Genomic DNA, 22721 nt, shown 5'->3' on the forward strand with positions numbered 1-22721 from the left:
CTCATTGATATTTATTTTGAAAAGCTGCTACAAAATTAGTTAATTGCTCATATTGAATATCATCAATACCTGCAGCCGCCTTGCGTCCGCCGCCGGAAAATAAGGCACACAACTCATCCGCACCGGCTTTATTGTTCAACGGGGCTCTGACACTAATCTGATAACAACCTCGTCGATTGTTGCTAACGATTGCATGCGCCCTATCCGGATATTGATTGACCAATTCGTTCCCCCAAACCCCTGCTACCCGCCTTGCCCACTTTTCATCAGGCAAAATGAATACTGCAGTGGTGTTTGTCTTATATTCAGCCTTAATTTGTCTAGCTAGATTCATATCCTCACCATATCCGTTGAATAATTGCTGACAAATTTCCGTGTTATCTCTGATGAAGTCAAACGGCGAGACATAGCCTTCCAACTGCCTATATAGTGCATCAGGCGCAAAATACAGATCATCGATACATGTGCCATAAGCGTTGTAATTGATACAGATTCCTAGCTGCTTCAGCTTAAGCAATTCTTGGGCCGTTAAATTGATGGATTTAGCCACTGTCTGCGCAGCGGCGTCCAAATTGTCACCAAAAGCCCCCGTCACAGCCCATGCAGTAAAGCGTTGCTTTAAATATGTGTTCATCAACAAACTAGTGCACACATTCGCATCGGTGTTTATCCAAGGAGTTAATCCCGGATGAACAGGGATTTCACCGGAATAATGATGATCCATGTAAAGAATACTGACACCGTCTTTTAAAAGCTCTGTTAGCGCCAATCGATTTTTGTCCAGCGAGACATCGAGCACAACCACTTGATCGCCCGTACCCGCGGAAACTCGACTTAACAAACCGATATCGCGTTTCACACCCGTAATGAGTGTAGATTCTTGAGGAAATGCCAAACGCAACTGCAACAACGCACAAATGCCATCTGCGTCACCATTAAATACGTCAATATTCACTTTATAGCTCTCTTTGGGAAGCGGTGATAACACCTCGTAGTTCAAGCATACTCATCACCTGATCGATACAGGCATCCAACTCATAAATTCCGGTATCTATGTTTAACTCAGGCTTTTCCGGCTCTTCATACGGAGAAGATATGCCGGTAAATAATTTAATCTCACCTTGCCGCGCTTTTTTGTATAAGCCTTTTACGTCCCGTTGCTCGCACACCGACAAATTACAGTTGCAGTAAATCTCGATAAAATCGCCATGCGGCACTAAATTTCGCGCATACTGCCGCTCGGCTCGAAATGGCGAAATAAAGGCGGTTAAGGTTATGGTGCCGGCCTCGAGCATCAACTTGGCGACTTCGGCAATTCTACGGATGTTCTCCTGCCGATCTTGATCGCTAAACCCCAAATCGCCGCACAAACCTTGGCGAACGTTATCGCCATCCAAAACAAACGTTCGACACTGCAACTGATGCAATCGCTCTTCAACTGCGTGAGCCAGTGTCGACTTACCCGCCCCGGACAAGCCGGTAAACCACAAAATTGTGGCTTTATGGCCGTTTAAAGCCTCTCGACGAGCGCGACTTACTGTGGCGTGATGCCAAACCGTATTTGTGCTTTGTTTTTCCATTTTGAATATATCCCATCATTGTCCAGTCAAGACTACTTCATCAAAGGTAAACGATGCAATTCTCTTCGAAAAACGTGCAAAACAACGCCTATAGCTGTTTTTAACATATACGCGACAACTGTCATCAAGGATTTTCCCAGCCCAACACCATCAACTATTTTCGATTACCTTTTTCTAAGCATCGTTAATTGAGGCATTTTCGGGTATGATTTGCGGCCTTTTTCGACAAGCTTGGCTTTCATGCGAATTGGCCCTTACCACCTTCTCAACAACTTATTGCTGGCGCCGATGGCCGGCATTACAGACGCGCCGTTTCGGCAGATCTGTAGCGAATTTGGAGCCGGCCTTACCGTATCGGAAATGGTGATTTCAAATCGCAGCTTGCAGTATCACCCACGCACCCTGAAAAAATTGGATTACAGTGGCAACAGCAGCCTGCGCTCGGTACAGATTTTGGGCACGGACCCACGGCAAATGGCTGAGGCCGCCAAACTAAATCAAGATCGTGGCGCACAAATTATCGACATCAATATGGGCTGTCCAGCAAAAAAAGTTTGCTCGGTGGCCGCTGGCTCCGCACTGCTAAAAGACGAGTCTTTGGTCGCTAGAATTTTAGATGCGGTAATCAATGCCGTGGAAATCCCGGTAACGCTAAAAATCCGCACTGGCTGGGACTTAGCCAATCGAAACGCGCCGACCATTGCAAAGATCGCCGAGAGCTGCGGTATTCAAGCGCTCACCATCCACGGTCGCAGCCGAGCCTGCAAATTTACCGGAACTGCCGAGTACGACACCATTAAACAAGTCAAACAAAGCGTCAGCATTCCGATTATCGCAAACGGCGATATCGATAGCGCCGCAAAAGCCAGGCAAGTCCTGGAATATACCGGTGCGGATGCCGTAATGATAGGTAGAGCTGCACAAGGCAAACCCTGGATATTTTACGAGCTAAACGCTAATCTTAATAACGGCACATTCTCACCGCTTTCCTTGACCGAGATCAAAGCCGTCATTAACCAGCATCTGGAAAATTTATACAGTTTTTATGGAAACGACAGTGGTGTTAGAATCGCCCGAAAGCACATCGGCTGGTATTTCGATCATCTCGGCACACTGCCTGCCGAACAAAAGACTGCCATTAACCAAGCCCTACACGCTGCGCGGCAACTCGCGCTAGTCAATGCCTCTTTCAATTTGATGCCACCACGAGCCGCCTAGATGGGAACACACCTCACACATAAAGTCACCGACAGCGAACAAACGCTGTCTGACCATGTTCGTCATTGCGTCGAAGACTATTTTTCCCACCTAAACGGTCACGATTCCAGCGGCTTATATCATTTGGTATTAGCGGAAGTGGAAAGACCCTTATTGGAAACAACTCTGAAACACTGCGATTACAATCAAAGCAAAGCCGCGATTATCCTGGGCCTCAGCCGCAGTACCCTACGCAAAAAACTGGAAAATTACGGCATAGGTTAATTTCCAACCATTCTCTTTACCCTTTCTTGAGGTTTGCATGAATACCCCTTTGGGCATAAATAAAAAAGTGACCCGCGCGCTGATCAGCGTCTCCGACAAAACCGGTATTCTGGCGTTTTGTCGCGAACTGAGCCAGTTAGGCGTCGAACTCCTATCCACAGGCGGCACGGCTAAACTGCTAGCCGAAAACAATATTGCCGTTACCGAAGTCTCCGATTACACCGGCTTTCCGGAAATGATGGACGGCCGGGTGAAAACCCTACATCCAAAAGTTCACGGCGGCATTTTGGGCCGACGCGGCATCGACGATACAGTGATGGCCGAAAGCGGCATCAAGCCTATCGACATGGTGGTGGTCAACCTGTATCCCTTCGAACAAACCGTCGCCAAGCCGGATTGCGATCTGGAAACCGCAATCGAAAACATCGACATCGGCGGCCCGACCATGATCCGTGCCGCGGCCAAGAATCATAACGACGTTGCCATCGTAGTCGACCCAGCCGACTACCCGGCGATGTTGGCCGAACTACAAGCCAATACAGTAACATTGAGCCACGACACCCGCTTCAAATTGGCACTGAAGAGTTTCGAACACACCGCCCGCTACGACACCATGATCGCCGCGTACCTGAGCAAGGTCGTCGACTCCGGCAGCTTCCCGGAAACCTTAAACTTGCAATTCCACCGCCTGCAAAGCATGCGCTACGGCGAAAACCCGCATCAAAATGCGGCGTTTTACGGCGAGAAAAATCCGCCGGCCGGCAGCATCGCCGCCGCCAAGCAACTGCAAGGCAAGGAACTGTCCTACAACAACATCGCCGACGCAGACGCGGCGCTGGAGTGCGTCAAAACCTTCAACGAACAGCCAGCCTGCGTGATCGTCAAGCATGCCAATCCCTGCGGCGTTGCGATTAGCGACAGCATCCTGGACGCCTACAATCTGGCTTACGCTACCGATCCGACCTCGGCCTTCGGCGGCATCATCGCCTTCAACCGCGAACTGGACGAAGCAACCGCCGCCGAAATCGCCGGCCGCCAGTTCGTCGAAGTCATTATTGCACCGAAAGTTTCCGATGGCGCCAAAGCGGTGTTCGCGAAAAAACAAAATGTTCGCGTACTGGAAACAGGTTCTTGGGCGGATAACAAAGCGGCGGCACTGGAGTTCAAACGCGTCGGCGGCGGCTTGTTGGTGCAGGACAAAGATACCGGCAGTATCACGGCCGCCGATTTGAAGGTGGTCACTAAGCGCGTCCCGACCGAGCAAGAACTGGCCGATCTGCTATTCGTCTGGAAAGTGGCGAAATTCGTCAAATCCAACGCCATCGTCTACGGCAAGAACGGCCGGACCATAGGCATAGGCGCCGGCCAGATGAGCCGGGTGTATTCGGCCAAGATTGCCGGCATCAAGGCCGCCGACGAAGGTTTGGTAGTATCCGGTTCAGCGATGGCTTCCGACGCCTTCTTCCCGTTCCGCGACGGCATCGACGCGGCGGCGGCGGCGGGCATCACCGCGGTAATACATCCTGGCGGCTCGATGCGCGACCAGGAAGTCATCGATGCCGCCGACGAGCATAATATCGCGATGGTGTTGACAGGTATGCGCCATTTCAGACATTGATACAGGATTACGGAAAATGAATATATTGATCGTGGGTAATGGCGGCCGAGAACACGCCTTGGCCTGGAAAGTCAGGCAATCCGCAAAAGCTAACAATGTCTACGTCGCCCCCGGCAACGCCGGCACTGCATTGGAACCCAAGATAAACAATGTCGACATCCAAGCCGACGACATCGAAGGTTTACTAAGTTTCGCCCAAGCCCGAGATATAGAACTAACCATTATCGGACCGGAGGTGCCTTTAGTTAGGGGCATCGTTGACCGATTTTCCGCCGCCGGTTTGAAGTGCTTCGGCCCAACGGCTCAAGCCGCACAGTTGGAGGGTTCCAAATCGTTCTGCAAGGATTTCATGATCCGCCACAGCATTTCTACCGCTGCATATAAAAGCTTCACTGAAGTCGAACCGGCAATAGCCTATATTCGTGAAAATGGCGCGCCCATTGTTGTTAAGGCCGATGGCCTGGCAGCTGGCAAAGGCGTGGTTGTCGCCCACACCGAACAGCAAGCCATCGACGCGGTAGAAGACATGTTATCCGGGAATAGTTTCGGTACTGCAGGACATCGGGTGGTAATCGAAGAATTTTTAGACGGCGAGGAAGCCAGCTTCATTGTCATCGCCGACGGCTTGCATGCGTTGGCCATGGCAACCTCTCAGGATCACAAAGCTCGCGACAACGGCGATCAAGGCCCCAACACCGGAGGCATGGGGGCGTATTCTCCAGCACCTATCGTCACACCGGAGATCCACCAGCGCGTCATGGACGAGGTAATCCTCCCCACCCTGCAAGGCATGCGTGAAGACGGTAACGAATATACCGGCTTTCTGTATGCAGGCCTGATGATAAGCAAGAATGGCAACATCAAAGTATTGGAATATAACTGCCGTTTTGGTGACCCGGAAACACAGCCGATCATGATGCGCTTAAAAAGCGATCTAGTTGAACTTTGCCTGGCCGCTATAAACAAAAATCTTGATCAGACTGTTACAGAATGGGACGAACGCCCCGCATTGGGTGTAGTGCTGGCCGCAGGCGGCTACCCGGACGATTACGCCAAAGGCCATCCGATCAGCGGCTTACCAAGCGATATAAGTGGCGATTACAAAGTATTTCACGCCGGCACCAAACAAGTTGGCAATCAAGTAGTAACTGCAGGAGGCCGAGTACTATGCGCTTGTGCATTGGGCGACAGCATCGCTCAAGCCCAAGAAAAAGCCTACGAGCTAAGCCAACAAATTGCCTGGCAAGATGTTTACTTTCGAACCGACATTGGTTTCAAAGCGATCAAATCCCAAGCTGTTTAGCTAAGTTTGAGGCGTATAGGAAAGAGGGGCCTATGTATCCGATCATTAGACCGGATACATAGTTAAATCCCACTCTTAGGCGTCGCCTACACGCAGGACTTCAAGTTTGACCGTGGCTAAGCCGGCTTGTATAAAACCAAGTTCGCTGGCCGCCCTTTTGGACACATCAAGCAAGCGCTTGTTGGCTTTGTGAGCGCGGCTATTTATCCGCAACTCGACACTACGATTATTACTAAGATTAACGACACGCACTAAAGAACCAAACGGCAAGCTCGCATGAGCCGCAGTCAGCGCGTTTTTATCATAAAATTCACCGTTTGCTGTCCGCTGACCATGCAATCTGTCGCTGTAGTAAGACGCGACTCCGCTTTGTTCAAGGGAAAGAAAACCGTTCCTTTCTGTTTTCGCTAAACCTACAGAGCTAAAAGACGCTAGACTCCCTGAAAGCAATAAAATTGCCGTCAATTTCGTTTTTCGCATCCTACCCTCCTTACGTTGAGTATTGACAGGAGGCTTGAGGTTATCCGAATAAAAACGCTTTGACAAGCCTTTTTCGTTAGTCCACAGGTTTTTAAGCCTGTCAATAATTATTTTTACACCGACCAAAACCATCTGAAAACGGCGAAAAACGGGGCCTGCGGCGTCAATTTCAATTTACCGATAACACACTTAAAAAAAGAAAAAAACTTGTTTACTAACAGCAACCTTGGATATGTAATACAGGCAGAACAATGCGCCACCAAAAGCCAACCATCGCGCACGCCCCGATTCGCGAATTGCCAAAATCCCCAAGCCTATGTAAACCACCAACACCAATAGTTTGGCAATAATCCAAGCAAATTCGTTTGATAACCAGTGACCCTGAAAAACCAAGGCAAACCCGGTCAATAAGACCAAGCTCGCAATTATGTGCGGACTAATTTTTAGCCATTTCTGCTCCAATAGGGCTGGCTTTAATTCGGCGAGCACTACTCGACCGATAAAACTAATAACCAAAACTGCCACGAAAAGAAGATGCATATGTTTAAGCATGAATACCCCATTTATTAACGATTGTTTTTTTACACCCCACCAGCTAGAACCGAATTCTCCGCTAGACCAAACACGCTGTCAGAATTAAAACCCAATCCTATCATGCAACCTAGGCGATGATCGAAGTTAACAATGAACAGCTTCCTCACCTCTCTCTGCCTAACATCCCAAAAAACTATTCGGATATTTCGCAACATACCTCGATTTACGCCCGTTTCATCGACGCATGGCTTGCTGATATTTATGCCTTACAGACCACACAGAAACACATACCAGCCACCCACATCAAGCATGGACAGGTGAATTTCAGCCTAAAACATTATCATAACCAATTGAATTTGTTAAAATTAAAAAACGAGCACTCGCCAACGAGCATAGCCTCAAAAATATTGTTTTGACACAAAACAGTTTTAAGTGTAAAAAATGCACCGTCGACCAACAATAATACTAACTTCGACATACAACTCGAGTTGCCCCTTTTAGGGCTAAATATTACAACAACAAGATGAGGATTATAAAAATGGCTGAACAAGAAAAAGACAATACCTTTACTGTAGTTGCTATCGTTACTGCAATTGCTATTGCCGGCGTCGTTATGCTGAAAGCAGACGAAACCAAACATCTTCAATACGGCGGCGAAACTTCTTCTAAAGCTGAAGCTCAAGTTTTGGCGAAACACAAAGATTTTAATAACGACGTATTAAGCCAAGCAAAATAATTTTTGCTTAGCAACTTAGGCGCCTTCCGATATTTCGGTTGGCGCCTTTTTTGTGCCTGCAAGTTTCTCACTACACTGCTGATAGTTCGCTTTTTCAACACCACGCCCTGCTGTAGAATTGACGCTTTTACCAATTCTAATTTACACACAGATGGACGTTATCCAACGTATTGCCGAAGAACTTTCAGTTAAGCCCCAACAAGTCGCAGCTGCAGCTGCCCTACTTGACGACGGTGCCACGGTACCGTTTATTGCCCGTTATCGCAAAGAAGTAACTGGCGGCTTAGACGACACGCAATTGCGAAACCTCGAGGAAAGATTGATTTATCTGCGAGAGCTTAATAACCGTCGCGATTCAATTCTCGACACCATTCGTTCGCAAGGAAAGCTCTCACCTGAGCTAGAACTAGCGATACTTGACGCCGATACCAAAACGCTGCTGGAAGATTTATATCTGCCGTATAAACCAAAACGCCGCACCAAAGCGCAAATTGCTCGTGAAGCCGGCCTGGAGCCGCTAGCCGACGCCATCCTCGATAACCCCGACCTAATCCCCGAACAAATCGCAGTTACCTATATTGATGCTGAAAAAGGTGTGGTGGATGTCGCGGCCGCTCTGGATGGCGCCCGACAAATCATCATGGAGCGCATTTCCGAAGATGCCGAACTACTAACTGAACTGCGTGAGCGTGTTTGGAATAAAGGCATCCTGCACTCTAGCGTAGCGACTGGCAAAGAGACGGAGGCGGTGAAATTCAAGGATTATTTCGACTACAGCGAAGCGATCAACAAAATCCCATCGCATCGCGCCTTGGCATTATTCCGCGGCCGTAACGAAGATTTACTGTCCCTAAGCCTGAAACCGGCAGAATTGGATCAGGAAGAACATCAGTTATGCGCCCAATTCGTCAGCCAACATCTGCAGGTTAAAGACACCGCCAAACCTGCCGACGCCTGGCTAGCCGAAACTGCCCGCTTCGCCTGGAAGATCAAGCTGTTTACTCGTATCGACATGGATCTAAAGCTGAGGCTACGCGAAGCCGCCGAGCTGGAAGCCATTCGAGTGTTTGCCAGCAATTTGCGCGACTTGATGTTGGCTGCGCCAGCCGGTCCCAAAGCGACCATGGGCCTGGATCCCGGCATTCGCACAGGCGTCAAAGTTGCAGTGGTTGACGCAACCGGCAAGTTATTGGCCACAGAAACCATTTACCCGCATCAACCAAAGAACCAGTGGGATCACTCGATTGCGGTTCTGGCTAAATTGATTCAGCAATACCAGGTACAGTTGGTTAGCATAGGCAATGGCACCGCTTCTCGTGAGACGGACCAACTGGTTGCGGACTTAATGAAGCAACACAAAGAGCTGTATTTTCAAAAAATCACAGTTTCCGAGGCCGGCGCGTCGGTATATTCGGCATCGGAACTGGCCGCTAAGGAGTTTCCTGATCTCGACGTATCGTTACGCGGCGCGGTATCGATAGCCCGCAGACTACAAGACCCGCTGGCAGAGCTGGTAAAAATCGACCCCAAATCAATAGGCGTGGGCCAATATCAACACGACGTCAACCAAGTGCAATTGGCGCGTATGCTGGATACCGTGGTGGAAGACTGCGTGAATGCGGTCGGAGTAGATGTGAATACAGCCTCGGTTGCCTTGCTGAAACAGGTATCCGGTCTGAGCAGCAGCATCAGCGAAAACATTGTTGCGTTTCGCGATGCCAATGGCCCGTTCTCGAACCGCAACCAACTGAAAAAAGTGCCGCGATTGGGCGATAAGGCTTTCGAACAAGCCGCAGGGTTTCTAAGAATCATGACCGGTGACAATCCGCTAGACGCCTCGTCCGTGCATCCGGAAGCCTACCCAGTGGTCAATGCTATCCTCGACGACACCGGCAAATCCATCCGCGACCTAATAGGTCAAAGCCAGTTTTTACGGAGTCTAAATCCGGCAAATTATGCCAACACCAATTTCGGCGTACCCACCATCTCCGACATATTGCAAGAACTGGAAAAACCCGGCCGCGATCCGCGCCCGGAGTTTAAAAGCGTACAATTTAAGGATGGTGTAGAGAAAATTACCGATCTCGAACCTGGCATGATGTTAGATGGCGTAGTGACAAACGTCGCCAATTTCGGTGCTTTTGTCGATATTGGCGTTCATCAGGACGGCTTGGTGCATATCTCGCATTTGGCGGACGATTTTGTTAAGGACCCGCGTAGCGTGGTAAAAACCGGCGATATGGTGAAAGTACGCGTATTGGAAGTCGATGTGGCGCGTCAACGTATTTCACTAAGCATGCGGAAAAACGTCGATACTGGCGATATCGTTCCAAAAGAAAAACCTCAAAAAACCGCCCATAAACCTAAACCGCAACCCGCACTACAGAACAGCATGAGCAATGCATTTGCCAAGGCATTGAAAAAGTAAACAGTTCAGGGCTCTGCTATACTTTTGACCGAATGTTGGCCGGGCCGGTTAATCCGCCTCGGCCAACAGATGCTAACATCCGTTCTCATATACAGGATAAGTCATGAAACGACATACTCGCACCCTGGCCACTGTCTTTTTGGCAGCTTTCTTATTGACCAGCCTCCCAACCCGGGCAGAAGAAGAAACTTATGGAGAAACCTTCGGACGAAAATTAGCTACCGGCTTGGCCAACATTACGACATCTTCTCTGGAAATCCCAAAAAACATTATTCTAATCAACAATCAAAGCAACGTTATTTACGGCTTTATCGGCGGCACTTTTAAAGGATTACTGAACATGGGAGGGAGAATCGGTGTCGGTGTGCTGGATTTGGTTTCCGCGCCAATCCCGACGCAACCCATCGTCCATCCGTTATACGTTTGGGATAATTTCAACGCCGAAACCACCTACGGCAAAGCTTTCCGTCCCAATAATTAATCACGCAATTTAGTGGTGGAGCATTAACCGACTCCACCATTACATCAAGCAACCATTTTCAGCTCGCTCATGCCGTTGGCTTTTTTGACCAATTCGACCTGGGTTTTAATGCGCTTTTTCACCGCTTCGACATGCGAAATTATGCCGACTGTTTTACCCTGAGTCTTCAAACCTTCTAACGCACTCATTGCCAGATACAGGGCTTCCGCATCTAAATTACCAAAGCCCTCATCCAGAAACAGCGAATCGATAGCCTTACCGTTGTTGGCAATCTCAGATAAAGCCAAAGCCAAACTCACCACAAAGCTCTCTCCACCAGACAAGGTTTTGGGTAATCGCCGCAGATTTTTTTGCTTAGTGTCTTCAATCTCCAGCGCCAAACCGTTATCGCTGGCTAAGCTACGGATATAGTAACGTCCGCTCAGCTTTTCCAAAATCTGATTGGCCTGGGACAACAAGTTATCCACCAATAACTGCTGAATCCGCCGCCGAAAACCGCCCTGTTCGTCATTGATCAACTTAATATCCGCTTCGGCTTGAACATGTATTGTTGATTGCTCAACCAATAGCGCTTGCAGACTCTGATATTTTTCACGATACGCTAACTGCTTATCCAGCTTGGTATCCAAAGTAGCCACTTCTTGCTCAGCAATATCGACTTTCTGCGATAGCTGGCGTTGCATAGTTAAAATATCTGCCTGACTTAGCTTGGTTGGTGCAAACGCCAGCTCATTTTCTAAATCGATTGACACTTTCGCCAAGTCTGCGCCGATTGCCGCCGATTGTTGTTTTTGCTGCTCTAGGGTCTGATCAATCTCTGAGCGCCTATCAAGTAAACTTAAGGCCGATCGCAAACTATCGACATCTGCAAACACTCCGCCGGCGATTTTGTTAGTCAATACCCGCCGCATCGCATCCAATTCGAGTTGCTGGGTGGCTAATTGCCGCTCAAGTTCGACAATTAATTTTTGTTTCTCCAAAATAGCCAAATGCAAACCCAACGACTCTTCGCCTTGCAAGCGGTTCAAACCGACTGCCATCTGCTCCTGATAACTGACGATTTTTGCCTGACTAGCCTGCAACCTATCTTGCAAACTGACAATCTCGTCCAGCAAGCCTTTTTGACGTAACTCCCTGATTTGGTAGTCCTGCCGCCGACTATTAAGCTTGTCGAACACTATATTTTCTTTGCCTTTTCCAGGCAGCTTCTCTCCCAACAAAGCCAACTGCTTTTCCAGCTTATCAACAAGCGCCTTTTCTTCCGCCGTCCGGCTAGCAAACTGTTGTTCGGATTCAATATATTCAGGCGGCCGATTGCGCCATGCTGCATCAAGCTGCTCGACAGACGCCGTTAGCTTTTCCACCAAGACTTGTTTAGCCTCTACCTCAGCCGTCCACTTAGCCACGTTACGCTGCAACTGCGCGTGATCGTTGACCAGGTTTTTGATTTTCTCCAGTTCCTGGCGTTCTGTATCCAACAACCGTTTTTGCAAAGATAAATTGTCTATGTCCAATTCTGCACTAACTGCATTTAAACGGTTACTCAAAACCAACCATTGCGAACGCATCTGCTGCAATCTTTGCTGCCTGGCGGACAATTGAGAGCCTTGTTTTTTTGCTACTGCCAACTGACTGGAGACACCATCTATCGCCACCTTTAAAGCCTGCATCTTCCCGCGTTGATCTACTAAAGCTTTTTTGGAGTTCGTTTCGATCGGCGGCTTGACTGTGTAAGGATGTTGCAAGGAGCCACATAGGTAACACGGCTTACCATCGACCAATTTGCCGCGATCACCGCTAAATTTCTTCAACAACGCTTCATTGAGCACTGCCTGCTCCAGGGCTTTGCCAATATTCTCCTCGCGATCCCGTTCTTCCAGCAATACATCCAATCTGGCTTGCAAGCGAGTTTCATCGGGCAACTCTGGGGCTTTATTGCGAGAGAACCAACTAAAAAAACTTTTTTTGGTGAACTTGGCATTAACCGCAGCCAATGAGTGCAATTCCTGAAAGTCACTAACTCGAGCTTGCTGCTCGACTAGCAACTCCTTCAATTCCTCGAAACTTTTACCTTGCGCCAGCTCAAGCAGGGTTTTCTGCGCAACTTCAATACGCTCACTCAACTCAGCGACCGCTGATTTTGTGTCGCGCAACGCCGTCTGGCTTTTTTTCAACGTAGTTGACGTGCTTTTAGTCCAATTGGCTTGTGTTTTCTGCTTACCCGCCAATTCCACCAATTCTGTCCTGAGATTGCGTAACTGCACGACATCAGGGAAGTCAGACAGCAAGCCAGCATCGGCCTGATGATCTTGCAACCAGCTGTCTATTTCCGCTAGACTTAACTTTCTTTCAGCCAATTGCAGCTGCAGGGTCTGTACCAGTTCGGCTTCACGCGGCAATTCCAGCTTAAGATCACTCACTTTCAACTTAAGCGCATCAATAGCCTGTTTTTGCTCATCTGGCGATTTGCCATCCAAGCTTGGCACTGCATTACTGATGTCTTCGCCAAGTTGGCGTTGCAGCGCATTCAGTTCCTGACGATAAGCATCCAGCGTCGCCTGACTTTGGACAATCTGCCCCTGCTTACCATCTAATAAAATCAATTCTTCGCGAAACTGTGTCGCTTGCTGAGTATCAGCAATTGTCTGCAGATCTTTTTGTAACAGTTCAACTTGTGCTTCAACCTTTCTCGCCTGTTCGAGAAGCTGTTTTTGACGCCCCTCTATCGCATTAATGTTTTCTGTCGTCAGCAGTTGCTGTTGCAACTGATTTTGTTGATTTTTCAAGTCGACAACTTGATCTTTGAAATCCTGCAAGTCATGCTCAGCAGCTTGGACAGCTTCCGGACTGAGTAAGGGAAGCAACTCGATATCCTTCCCCAGTTGTGTCAAACGAGTGAGCGATTTCTGAAAGTTATCTTCGGCCTGTTGCCGATACTCGGCATAGATACTGGTCCCACTGATCTTTTCCAGAATGTCCATGCGCTCGCTGTCAAGCGCATTCAAAAAAGCCGCAAAGTCGCCTTGCGGTAAGACCATGGATTTGCTGAATTTATGAAAGTCCATGCCCGTCAGCTCGGCTATGCGAGTTCTTACCGTATTAGGTGTCCTAGCTAGCAACTCCTGCTCATCGTTTAGCCGAATCAAGCTCATTTCCGGCTGTAAAACCTGGTCTTTATTTGCATCTGCAGGCCGTTTGACATGCCAAGTAGAACGAAATTTCTCACCATCCAAAGCAAATTCAACCTGAGCAAAACTATCGTTAGTCAGCTTGGTAATGACATGCTCGGCAGGCTTATCGAAACGAAACGTTTCACCGTATAAACCCAGAGTGATGACATCGAGAATACTGGTTTTGCCGGAACCATTGGGCCCGGTAATGGCAAACACACCACTATCGGCAATTGGCCCTTGGTCGAAATCGACCCGGCCTTCGCCTTCCAGTGAATTGATGTTTTTAAAGACTATATTGAGTATCCGCATAATCCCAGGCTTTCAGGGCTGTTGGTGGCAATTTGCTCAAACTCGAATAGCATTAAGCTAATCCCAGCAAATCAGATTGAAAATCTATGCAGGTATTTTAGTGAATTTGATCTAGGGATGCTGAATAATATCAAGGAGGAGAAATTATGGCTTTTGGAGTCTGGGCAATAGCTTTTTTATAAACAATCGCATCTCTGAGTTTTTGAAATTCCTTAGCATCAAAACCATTTGCCACGCCCAGCAGTTCAGCTTCACGGATTACATCCTCTGCCTTGGTGTATTCGTTTAACTCGATAAACAAGTAGGCTTTTTCGGCGCGGAAGTACATTCTGTTTGGATCCAGCGCAATAGCTTTATCCATTTCCTCAAATGTGCTTTCGGTTTGCCCCTGAGTGAAATAGACCTTTGCTTTGATAAGTTGCATCATCGGTTTATCGGTGAAGTTTGGCTGTATCAACGCAGCGTCTGACCATTCCAAAACATTTGCTGCAATCGTTTTGCATTCATAATCGCCATTGATCAAACAGGTAGCAGCAGTCCGTATCGAATCCATGGTACGCAACGGATGAGACTTATCCGATATTCTATGCAAAACTTCCTTGTGCACCAAATCTCTCAACGTTTCCATATACTTAACATCAAGCACCAAGGGTTCATCGTATCGCATAGGTAAAACCGAGTATTTTTGATCTTTAGCGACACCTTGAAAACCTATTAATCTGTTGAGTTCCATGAACATCTCAATCAAGGTTGACACTTCAAAAACGTTCAGTTTGGAAGCAGTTAGATAATACTGATAGGTTTCTGCGTTGGGACCGCGTTTGAGTTCGAGATTATTGGCATAAGCGCTATTGGCCCGCACGGAGCCGGGATGATTACGCACCTCAAAGTAGCTAAAACTATCGAGATTTGACCAGATTGCGGCACGGGTATGCGTAGCCAAAGCCAGACTGCCAATGATACAGGCATACAATCCATTGAGTAGCCCACTGCTAATTTGCTTCGTTAGTAGCTTGTACAACAAAGCCACTAGCGCTAAAACAATTCCGATACTGGGCAGATAATTACGATGTTCGTATATCAATTCCAAGGGAAATATAGTGGACTCCATGGCATGTCCGACAAAAAACCAAAGAATCGCAAAATTCAAAAAACGAGTTTTTTTTTGACACGTATTATAAATCGCCACCACTATCAACACTGCGATACCGACAATCGACAGCACAGTACCAATAGGCTGAAACAAGCCTTTACTCAAAACAAAATCATCGTGCGCCAAACTGAGCTGAGTATTATCCGGATAGAACAGCAATCCCAGATAGTAAAACAGTATTCTGGCTTCGGACATTAAACGCTCTGCCAGCGTAAACTCGCGCGTCAAATAACCGCCCAGCACATATTCCGGATGAGTCAGTAAGTACGCAAAGCCAAACAATACCGGCAATATGACGGTGACTAGATAATAGCTGTACACTTTAAAGCGGGACGCTATTGGGATCGGCGGTAATAAGGTTACTTCACTGACAAAAATCAATAGCGGTAACAGCAACGCATTTTCCTTGAATAAAACACCTAATCCCGTACCAAGCACGCAGCCCAGCACCATAAATAGAACGGCAGCAGGCTTTTCTAGCTGTAACCTGCCTTTTAAAAATACTAAAAATCCGCTCAGCATAAACATACAGGCCATGCTATTCATGCGCTGCACGACATATAGCACTGAAGTAAGTTGCAGCGGATGTACCGCCCAAATTAGAGCGGAAAGGAAAGCTAGTTTTCGAACAGGAGAATCAGGCGAGGTAGTCTTAAACAATTGGCAACTTAGCAAGAACACCAGAAAGCTATTTATGACGTGGATGCCAATATTGGTCAGTTTGAATGGGACTGGATCAAATTGCTGTCCAGCGTAAAAATAATTTAGCGCAAAACTTAGACTGGCAAGAGGTCGTTTGAAAGGACCACTTGTATTCGCACTCCAAGCTGAAGACAAATCTTCCCAGCAAAACTGTTTGAATTGAATACCGGAGTTATCAAGAATGTTTGGGAAATCATCACCGATGAACGGGCCAGCTTTGCCCGGATAATAAACGACAAGTATCAAACCCCATACCAATAAAAATATTATCCAATTTGACTGCGTTAACTTCCTTGTGAATTCACTATCTAAATTCATTAAATGGATGCCATAAAATAACGCTGTAAAAACAAAAGGGGCTAAAAGCCCCTTTTGCAACTGCTTTAGAACTTACCTAATTACGATTTAGGCTGGTATTTTGCCGGAAGCGTGCTTGCACCTGTATTAACTGACCACGACATACCACTGCCGACAGTACAAGCACCTGTGTAGACTAACTTATTATTTGTAGAGACCACAGACGCGCCAATGGTGTTGTACATAATCGTTACCGTTGCTCCTGTAGCAACGTTAGATGTAGTGGTAAGAGAAACAGACTTCACATATTTTCCAGAAATTGCGGTTGAAGTCGGCAAACCAAACGAGCCATTCGTTTGAGCTTGTGCAGCTCCGTTAGCACCACCAAAGCCTAAAGACTGCTCACTACAAGCCACACCACCCGCGGTCAATGCTGGAGAGGCCAGACTTGGACCTTCAGATACTTTTGATTTGACAGTGTAATCTTGATAGGCCGGGATAGCGATGGCAGCCAAGATACCGATAATAGCGACCACAATCATTAACTCAATCAAGGTAAAACCTTGTTGTACTTTTTGCATTTGCATATTCATAACCACCTTCTTTTTTATGATGAACGGAACTTAAAAACTCTCCGACTTTCTAACAATTAGCATGCCAATTATATTTCAAACAGAATAGAACTATAAAATTAAGCCTATTCCACATACATTTCAAAGCCTTACACAACACCTTTTCAAATAAAAGATAGCACTATGGAAATATTCCTGCAGCCACAACCTTGTCAAAAAAATAGTTTTTGTTCATAACTGACGTTTTTTGTCACTCCCTATAAATCGCTAAATAACTCGGGGCTTGGTTGACTACAAACTCTTACCGGCAAACCAAAGCTCCAGCATCATCAACATCCATACTAAATCACCGTAATAGGCAGCATGCACGCTCTGATGCATTTCAATAGCATGATCCAAAAAATCAGGCTTAAAAAATTCACGCAGCTTCAAATCATTGATAGCGCCATAAGCCAGCTGTTTAAGAGGCTGATGATCTTTTAACCAAACGCCGAACGGCAACCCAAACCCATGCTTGGGTTTGTTGATAATCCGCTCCGGCAGGAAATCTGCCATCGCTTGTTTGTAAAACCAGCGTAGTTTTTGTCCGCGTAATTTGTCGTTTGATGGAATTCGGCAAGACAGGTCGAGAATACGCCGGCCTAGCAAGGGATAGCACACCTCAACCCCAGCCATCTCGCACATTCTATTAACCTTGACCAAATCGTTGTCGTGGAGCGTATTTTTCCAATCCAAATACAACATGCGGTTCAAGGTACTAGCAGACTCCGGTCGCCAATAATCTTCCCTTAACTGACGCAAGGGTGCAGTGGTATCTATTTGCGCTAAGAAATCGGCCTGAAAAATATCCGCCGCAGCATGCCGATGCAGAAAATTGTAGTCCTGCAAACGATCAGGCATCGCTGCATTCGCTTGATCGATATAGCGTTTTGCTTTAAACGGCAGCTTCTGTTTAGCTATTACATCAGGCAAGGCATTTAATGTCGCTTCGAGGCCGCCGCTAAGAAATTTTGGTAAGCGGTGATAATTCTCAAACAGCATTTGCTTGGCGTAACGCTCGTTACCGGCAAAAATCTCGTCGCCACCATCGCCGGCAAGCAAACGGTTTACGCCGTGATCCTTAGCCAACTTGGCACAATAATAGGCTGCCAATGCCGAGGCATTCCCAAAAGGTTCATCATAATAAGCCGCAATTGCAGGTACAGCATTAACGGTATCTTCTGGCGTGACGTAATACTGATGTTGCCGCGTATTGAAACGCTGGACGGCAATATTGGCATACTCAATTTCATCATAGCCATCGGCGTCAAAACCCATCGAAAAAGTTTTCGCCTTACCTGGAAATACCTTGGATAGCGCCCCCGCAACGCTGGAGCTATCCAACCCACCACTCAGAAACGCACCGGTATTATCTTCATTATCGGCCATGCTTTTAACGGCATCGATCAATTCCTGCTGCAATTCACGACCAGCTTGCTGCAAATCGCACGATTGCTCCTGAAACATCGGCAACCAGTAGTGTTTTAAGCTGACTCGTCCATTTTGATACACCAAACACTGCCCGCCCTCCAACTTTTTAACTTGCCGATAAATCGTACTAGGACTAGGACAATGGGTGTGATAGATGTAATCGAACACCGCCTGCGGCGCAATGGCATTATGGACTTGAGGATGACGCACAACAAAATCAGCGCTGGAGCCAAATACTAGGCCGTCGGCAATTTCTGCATAATAGATATTACTAAGGCCAATTGGATCGGTACCCAGTACCAGTCGTTGCTGATCGGCATCGATAAGCATCAATGTATCGGCCTCTGGCAGGCCTACTAAAAAATCGATGCCACGAGTTAAATAGGCATCCAACAAATGCTGCGAACGAGCTGTTCGCGAACCGGACTGAGGGGTAAGCAAGCACACCCCAGCGCGCTGCGCAATATCAGTGGCGCAAGTTGAAAAAGCGTAGCCGCGACCCTGCCGAAAACTGAATGTCGAATCAGCTGTCGTCATTTGCCCCAGCACGGCACTAGATTCATCTTTTTGGAGATCACTCCCCATCCATCCCGCAAATTTTGTCATAGTGATTTCATTAGGCCTTGACGTGACTGATCACATAACGGAACTTTCCTGAGCGCTCCTTGGGAATGTAATCGGTATATTCGATATTGATAGTAACTGCTTGCCCTAAACGTTTTTTAAACTCGTCAACGATTTTTTGTTCGTAAGCAACTTGATATTTGAGGGTTTTAACAATTTGCACGGTCGTTTTATCCAAACTATCCTGCGTAATTTTAAATGCATCAACGCCTTCTAAATCGCGCAGCACATAAATCAATGCCAATCCATGCAATACCGTTCCATCCTGAGCAACAACAAAATCGGTGGTCCGCCCTTGAATTTCCTCCAGCACGGGCAGCCCACGTCCACAAGCGCAGACTTTATCCGACAAAACCCCCATGTCACCGGTACGATACCGAATAAATGGAAAATCGCGCGTTGCCAGATGGGTTACCACAATTTCGCCGAGTTCTCCGTTAGGTAAGGTTTGGCCGTGCTTGTCCACAATCTCGACGATAATGTCTTCAGCAGTAATATGCATGCTGCCTTCCGGACATTGATGAGCGATAAAACCAGCGTCCCGCCCACCGTAGCCGTTCGCAACCGGGCAAGCAAACACACTTTCTATTTTCGCCCTCTGGTGATCGTAAAGCCGCTCCGACGTGACGAATGCAACCTTAATACCCAAATTATTCAATGCCACACCCCTCTTCGCGGCATGACTGGCAATATGAGCCAATGCTGAAGGATAGCCAAATAGCATTTTCGGACGAATCTGCTGAATTTGCCGAATAAAGCCGTCCAGCTTTTCCGACGACATTTCGAATGCCGGAATTAGATGTGTGCGCAGTAATTTATCGCGCAGCAAGCGAACTCTATCTTGCGCCCCCAGTTCAATCGGCGACCCCCAGATCACTGCTTCCGGATCGCCTATATCGACACCCCACCAACGGGTTGCTCGCCATTTTGCCGCGACATCGTGACTGACCCGACGGCTACCAATGTAAAAAATCAGTGGCTCACCACTTGAACCGCCAGTATTGAAACGCGCTAACTTTACGGCATCGTTTGCCTTTATTTCATCAAGATGTTGCCTGATTTCCGGCTTACTCAACAAAGGCAATCTTGCTAATCCTTGCAAGCTATCGATACTTGCAGGATCAAAGCTCAAGTTCGTAAACAACTGCCGGTAGTAGGGCACATGCGTTTGAACGTCAATCAAGAAGGCGCGCAAATTTTGCAACTGCAATTGCCTGATTTCATCGGGCTTGAGCCATTGGCTTCGCTCCATGCCGCGCATAACCTTAACAGTCGTATGCTTTTTTAACGCCTCATGAAGTGGAAAAATCACCGTTGCACAAAAAGTCGTATAAAAGCTCATGACCCCACCAATTTTTTGAATTCAGCCAACAAAATATCCACCCGCTTATCCCAAGAGTTATCAGCCGCATAGTTAATGATAGCTTGCTGGTCCCACTGTCGCTGCAAAGCATTCTCAAGCGCTAGCAATAAGGCATCCGCATTCCCAAACGGCACGATACTGCCCAGCATTTCATCAGCAACCACCTCACGATTGCCGCCAACGTCGGTGCTAATCACCGGCAAGCCGCAAGCCATGGCCTCCAAAAACACATTGGCCCAACCTTCGTTAGCAGTAGCCAGGACGAATAGATCCGCAGCCGATAATGGACCATGTAATTGCTCGGTAGGCAGAGCCCCAAGAAAACGAATATGTTGGCCAATATTCAGCGTTTCAACTTGCTGTTCCAGACGTCTGAGAATATTGCCTTCTGGGCTAGCGCCGCCGACAATCAAATATAGCAATCGTGGATATTTTTCGATTAATGCCGGTAGAATCTCGAGCACCCGATGGAAGCCTTTTCTATCGACCAATCCACCGACCGAAATCAATACCTGGGCGTCTTCGGGAATTTGCCAATGTTTCCGAGCTTGTTTCTTGTCCATAGGAAAAAACTTGGCAGTATCGATACCGTTGCCCACCACCCGGATTTTTTCGGCGTCGGCCCCCAAATTAACCACATGCCGCTTTAAGGAGTCCGATACCGAAAATACTTGAGCGGCATCGTTGAGGGCTTTCAATATTCGTTGGCGCCGACTGGGAATATTAGACAACGGCACTTCCGTACCACGCAAAGTGATGGTGACCGGCACCTTAAACCATTTACCGAGCAAGGTGGCCGCATAGCCGTCTGGATAAGCAAAGTGGGAATCGATCAAATGAAATACAAAGTGCTTTTTTAATCGATAGCATATTGCCAAGCTGCCAAGCGCCATAAAAAAGCCGTCCCACGACCGCCCCACGCCAGGTATCGATAAAAAGCGCGGGAAATACACTGAGATACCGTCTTGATCTTCGTAATTGTCCGGTTGCAGCCGGTAATCGGGTTTAAACCATTGAATCAGGCTTTGTAGTGGAAACCAGGGAACCGGCGAAATGACGACCAAAGGGCAATGGCGAGCCACTTTAGACATACGCTCGCGAATAAAAACGCCAGCGTTAGGCCTGACCCGACTAGGATACAAAGAACTGAAAACAATCAGCCTCGGCGAGTTATCTGCCATCTTTACCTGCCATTATCCTGCTGTAAACAGCTTGATAATGACTAACGCTTCGTTCCCAATTGCGCTCATCTTCGACATAGCGCCTGCCGGCTCGCCGAATTTGTTCCCATTGATCTTGCTGAACCAGGGCTGCTAACACCGTTTGCGCCAACTCGGTCTTATCTCCGGCTTTGAACAGATAGCCGGTTTCCCGGTCGCGAATCAATTCGTGATGCCCACCAACATCGGATGCCACCAACAATCGACCTTGGGCCATGGCTTCAAGAGGTTTCAAAGGCGTCACCAGTTCGGTTAAGCGCATCGCCAAGCGCGGATAAACAAAGATATCGACTAGATTGTAATAGCGCTGCACTTGCTCGTGAGCGACGCGTCCGGGAAGAATGACCCAATCCCGCAAGCCCAGCGCCTCAATTTTCTGCACGATATGTTGCTGTTGCGGCCCCCCGCCCACTAACAACAAGCGCACATCAGGCTGTTGCTGGATAATCGCCGGTAATGCATCCAGCAATAGCAACAACCCCTCATATGCATAAAAAGACCCGATAAAACCAAGTACAATTTTGCCGCTCAGACCTAATTCTGCCTGCAAAACGGGCTCGGCGGCCTCACCATAGGTAAACTTATCGATATCGACGGCGTTGGGAATCACGGTAATTTTTTCCGCAGCGACTCCACGCCCGATAATATCCCGGCGCAGACCTTCGCAAATCGTCGTGACGGCGTCGGCATGCTTAAACACATATGTTTCCAGAGCCTTGGTCAATCGGTAACGTAAACTGCCTTCTTGGGTAGTGCCGTGATCGACCGCAGCGTCCTCCCAAAATGCCCGACATTCGTAAACCAAAGGCAACCCGTATTTTTTTGCCATTTTTAATGCGGCCAACCCATTCAATGCGGGGGAATGAGCATGCAGGATATCGGGCTTGATCTGCGGAATGATTTCATCCAACCGTTCCGCCAAAGACTTCACAATGGCCCATTGATTTAAAACAGGTAGTTTTGCCGCCAAACCTTGTGGGATGGCAGATCGATAAAAGGTCAGCCCGTCGACGGTTTCGATGGGAGCTTCCCCGACTTGATGTTTAGCCGATGTGACATGAAACGTCTCCCAGCCCAGTTTGCGTTGTTGTTCGAGAATGGCACGGGTGCGGAAGGTATAACCGCTATGAAGTGGTATAGAGTGATCGAGAATGTGCAGTATCTTCATGTCAAAACAAATTTAGTTGCTTTACGGC

The 22721-nt window shown here is 47.7% G+C and carries 19 protein-coding genes; 8 read left to right on the top strand and 11 right to left on the bottom strand.

What is annotated here, in order from left to right:
- Window position 1: 1 nt before the first annotated feature.
- Entirely contained in the window at window positions 2–955 is a 954-nt protein-coding gene (locus EBA_RS18135) for a DHH family phosphoesterase (RefSeq protein ID WP_192376007.1), read from the bottom strand.
- A gap of 1 nt (window position 956) precedes the next feature.
- On the bottom strand, window positions 957–1580 hold the full coding sequence (gene cysC / locus EBA_RS18140; RefSeq protein ID WP_192376008.1) for an adenylyl-sulfate kinase: 624 nt from the start codon (window positions 1578–1580) through the stop codon (window positions 957–959).
- 240 nt (window positions 1581–1820) lie between these two features.
- Between cysC and dusB the strand changes: the two genes are divergently transcribed.
- The 4 genes from dusB to purD are packed head-to-tail and all read left to right on the top strand — an operon-like array spanning window position 1821 to window position 5983.
- Window positions 1821–2798 (top strand): tRNA dihydrouridine synthase DusB, encoded by a 978-nt coding sequence (gene dusB, locus EBA_RS18145; RefSeq protein ID WP_192376009.1) that lies wholly within the window; start codon window positions 1821–1823, stop codon window positions 2796–2798.
- Window positions 2799–3062 (top strand): helix-turn-helix domain-containing protein, encoded by a 264-nt coding sequence (locus EBA_RS18150; RefSeq protein ID WP_192376010.1) that lies wholly within the window; start codon window positions 2799–2801, stop codon window positions 3060–3062.
- A gap of 37 nt (window positions 3063–3099) precedes the next feature.
- Entirely contained in the window at window positions 3100–4680 is a 1581-nt protein-coding gene (gene purH / locus EBA_RS18155) for a bifunctional phosphoribosylaminoimidazolecarboxamide formyltransferase/IMP cyclohydrolase (protein WP_192376011.1), read from the top strand.
- Between the two features lie 16 nt (window positions 4681–4696).
- Window positions 4697–5983 carry a phosphoribosylamine--glycine ligase gene (purD, locus tag EBA_RS18160; RefSeq protein WP_192376012.1) on the top strand — a complete coding sequence of 429 codons (1287 nt, stop codon included), beginning with the start codon at window positions 4697–4699 and terminating at the stop codon, window positions 5981–5983.
- 75 nt (window positions 5984–6058) lie between these two features.
- Here the strand turns inward: purD and EBA_RS18165 are convergent, their stop codons facing one another.
- Both EBA_RS18165 and EBA_RS18170 read right to left on the bottom strand, forming a co-directional pair.
- Window positions 6059–6463 (bottom strand): septal ring lytic transglycosylase RlpA family protein, encoded by a 405-nt coding sequence (locus tag EBA_RS18165; RefSeq protein WP_192376013.1) that lies wholly within the window; start codon window positions 6461–6463, stop codon window positions 6059–6061.
- 189 nt (window positions 6464–6652) lie between these two features.
- On the bottom strand, window positions 6653–7015 hold the full coding sequence (locus EBA_RS18170; RefSeq protein WP_192376014.1) for a SirB2 family protein: 363 nt from the start codon (window positions 7013–7015) through the stop codon (window positions 6653–6655).
- A 116-nt stretch (window positions 7016–7131) separates the two neighbouring features.
- On the opposite strand from EBA_RS18170, the gene EBA_RS18175 reads away from it, so the two are divergent.
- From EBA_RS18175 to EBA_RS18190, 4 genes are all read left to right on the top strand, one after another.
- Complete coding sequence (locus EBA_RS18175; RefSeq protein WP_192376015.1) at window positions 7132–7413, top strand: hypothetical protein; 282 nt, start codon at window positions 7132–7134, stop codon at window positions 7411–7413.
- A 122-nt stretch (window positions 7414–7535) separates the two neighbouring features.
- Window positions 7536–7733, top strand: coding sequence for a hypothetical protein (locus tag EBA_RS18180; RefSeq protein WP_192376016.1), 198 nt, complete (start codon window positions 7536–7538; stop codon window positions 7731–7733).
- Window positions 7734–7884: 151 nt separating this feature from the next.
- Window positions 7885–10161, top strand: coding sequence for a Tex family protein (locus EBA_RS18185; RefSeq protein ID WP_192376017.1), 2277 nt, complete (start codon window positions 7885–7887; stop codon window positions 10159–10161).
- Window positions 10162–10264: 103 nt separating this feature from the next.
- Window positions 10265–10642, top strand: a complete 378-nt coding sequence (locus tag EBA_RS18190; protein WP_192376018.1) for an exosortase system-associated protein, TIGR04073 family — start codon at window positions 10265–10267, stop codon at window positions 10640–10642.
- Window positions 10643–10686: 44 nt separating this feature from the next.
- Here the strand turns inward: EBA_RS18190 and EBA_RS18195 are convergent, their stop codons facing one another.
- The 7 genes from EBA_RS18195 to EBA_RS18225 all read right to left on the bottom strand — a co-directional run bounded on the left by EBA_RS18195 (window position 10687) and on the right by EBA_RS18225 (window position 22693).
- A complete protein-coding gene (locus EBA_RS18195; RefSeq protein WP_192376019.1) occupies window positions 10687–14124 on the bottom strand; it encodes an AAA family ATPase in 3438 nt (1145 codons plus the stop codon).
- Between the two features lie 130 nt (window positions 14125–14254).
- A complete protein-coding gene (locus tag EBA_RS18200) occupies window positions 14255–16297 on the bottom strand; it encodes a tetratricopeptide repeat protein (protein WP_192376020.1) in 2043 nt (680 codons plus the stop codon).
- Between the two features lie 80 nt (window positions 16298–16377).
- Window positions 16378–16869, bottom strand: coding sequence for a pilin (locus tag EBA_RS18205; RefSeq protein ID WP_192376021.1), 492 nt, complete (start codon window positions 16867–16869; stop codon window positions 16378–16380).
- 270 nt (window positions 16870–17139) lie between these two features.
- Window positions 17140–18924 carry an asparagine synthetase B family protein gene (locus tag EBA_RS18210; RefSeq protein WP_225616363.1) on the bottom strand — a complete coding sequence of 595 codons (1785 nt, stop codon included), beginning with the start codon at window positions 18922–18924 and terminating at the stop codon, window positions 17140–17142.
- A gap of 10 nt (window positions 18925–18934) precedes the next feature.
- A complete protein-coding gene (locus tag EBA_RS18215) occupies window positions 18935–20284 on the bottom strand; it encodes a phenylacetate--CoA ligase family protein (protein ID WP_192376022.1) in 1350 nt (449 codons plus the stop codon).
- Entirely contained in the window at window positions 20281–21396 is a 1116-nt protein-coding gene (locus EBA_RS18220) for a glycosyltransferase (protein ID WP_225616364.1), read from the bottom strand. Before EBA_RS18220 ends, EBA_RS18215 begins: the two co-directional genes overlap by 4 nt.
- A 79-nt stretch (window positions 21397–21475) precedes the next feature.
- On the bottom strand, window positions 21476–22693 hold the full coding sequence (locus EBA_RS18225) for a TIGR04063 family PEP-CTERM/XrtA system glycosyltransferase (RefSeq protein ID WP_192376024.1): 1218 nt from the start codon (window positions 22691–22693) through the stop codon (window positions 21476–21478).
- Between the last annotated feature and the right edge of the window lie 28 nt (window positions 22694–22721).

This window comes from Methylomonas albis, from assembly GCF_014850955.1.
In the GTDB taxonomy this organism is placed as follows: domain Bacteria; phylum Pseudomonadota; class Gammaproteobacteria; order Methylococcales; family Methylomonadaceae; genus Methylomonas; species Methylomonas albis.

Coding starts and splice junctions, on each gene's coding strand:
- EBA_RS18195 (WP_192376019.1), bottom strand. CDS start 14,124: ATGCGGATACTCAATATAGTCTTTAAAAACATCAATTCACTGGAAGGC.
- EBA_RS18225 (WP_192376024.1), bottom strand. CDS start 22,693: ATGAAGATACTGCACATTCTCGATCACTCTATACCACTTCATAGCGGT.
- cysC (WP_192376008.1), bottom strand. CDS start 1,580: ATGGAAAAACAAAGCACAAATACGGTTTGGCATCACGCCACAGTAAGT.
- purH (WP_192376011.1), top strand. CDS start 3,100: ATGAATACCCCTTTGGGCATAAATAAAAAAGTGACCCGCGCGCTGATC.
- EBA_RS18190 (WP_192376018.1), top strand. CDS start 10,265: ATGAAACGACATACTCGCACCCTGGCCACTGTCTTTTTGGCAGCTTTC.
- EBA_RS18150 (WP_192376010.1), top strand. CDS start 2,799: ATGGGAACACACCTCACACATAAAGTCACCGACAGCGAACAAACGCTG.
- EBA_RS18200 (WP_192376020.1), bottom strand. CDS start 16,297: ATGAATTTAGATAGTGAATTCACAAGGAAGTTAACGCAGTCAAATTGG.
- EBA_RS18170 (WP_192376014.1), bottom strand. CDS start 7,015: ATGCTTAAACATATGCATCTTCTTTTCGTGGCAGTTTTGGTTATTAGT.
- EBA_RS18180 (WP_192376016.1), top strand. CDS start 7,536: ATGGCTGAACAAGAAAAAGACAATACCTTTACTGTAGTTGCTATCGTT.
- EBA_RS18175 (WP_192376015.1), top strand. CDS start 7,132: ATGATCGAAGTTAACAATGAACAGCTTCCTCACCTCTCTCTGCCTAAC.
- EBA_RS18215 (WP_192376022.1), bottom strand. CDS start 20,284: ATGAGCTTTTATACGACTTTTTGTGCAACGGTGATTTTTCCACTTCAT.
- purD (WP_192376012.1), top strand. CDS start 4,697: ATGAATATATTGATCGTGGGTAATGGCGGCCGAGAACACGCCTTGGCC.
- EBA_RS18210 (WP_225616363.1), bottom strand. CDS start 18,924: ATGACAAAATTTGCGGGATGGATGGGGAGTGATCTCCAAAAAGATGAA.
- EBA_RS18165 (WP_192376013.1), bottom strand. CDS start 6,463: ATGCGAAAAACGAAATTGACGGCAATTTTATTGCTTTCAGGGAGTCTA.
- EBA_RS18220 (WP_225616364.1), bottom strand. CDS start 21,396: ATGTCTAAAGTGGCTCGCCATTGCCCTTTGGTCGTCATTTCGCCGGTT.
- EBA_RS18205 (WP_192376021.1), bottom strand. CDS start 16,869: ATGAATATGCAAATGCAAAAAGTACAACAAGGTTTTACCTTGATTGAG.
- EBA_RS18185 (WP_192376017.1), top strand. CDS start 7,885: ATGGACGTTATCCAACGTATTGCCGAAGAACTTTCAGTTAAGCCCCAA.
- dusB (WP_192376009.1), top strand. CDS start 1,821: ATGCGAATTGGCCCTTACCACCTTCTCAACAACTTATTGCTGGCGCCG.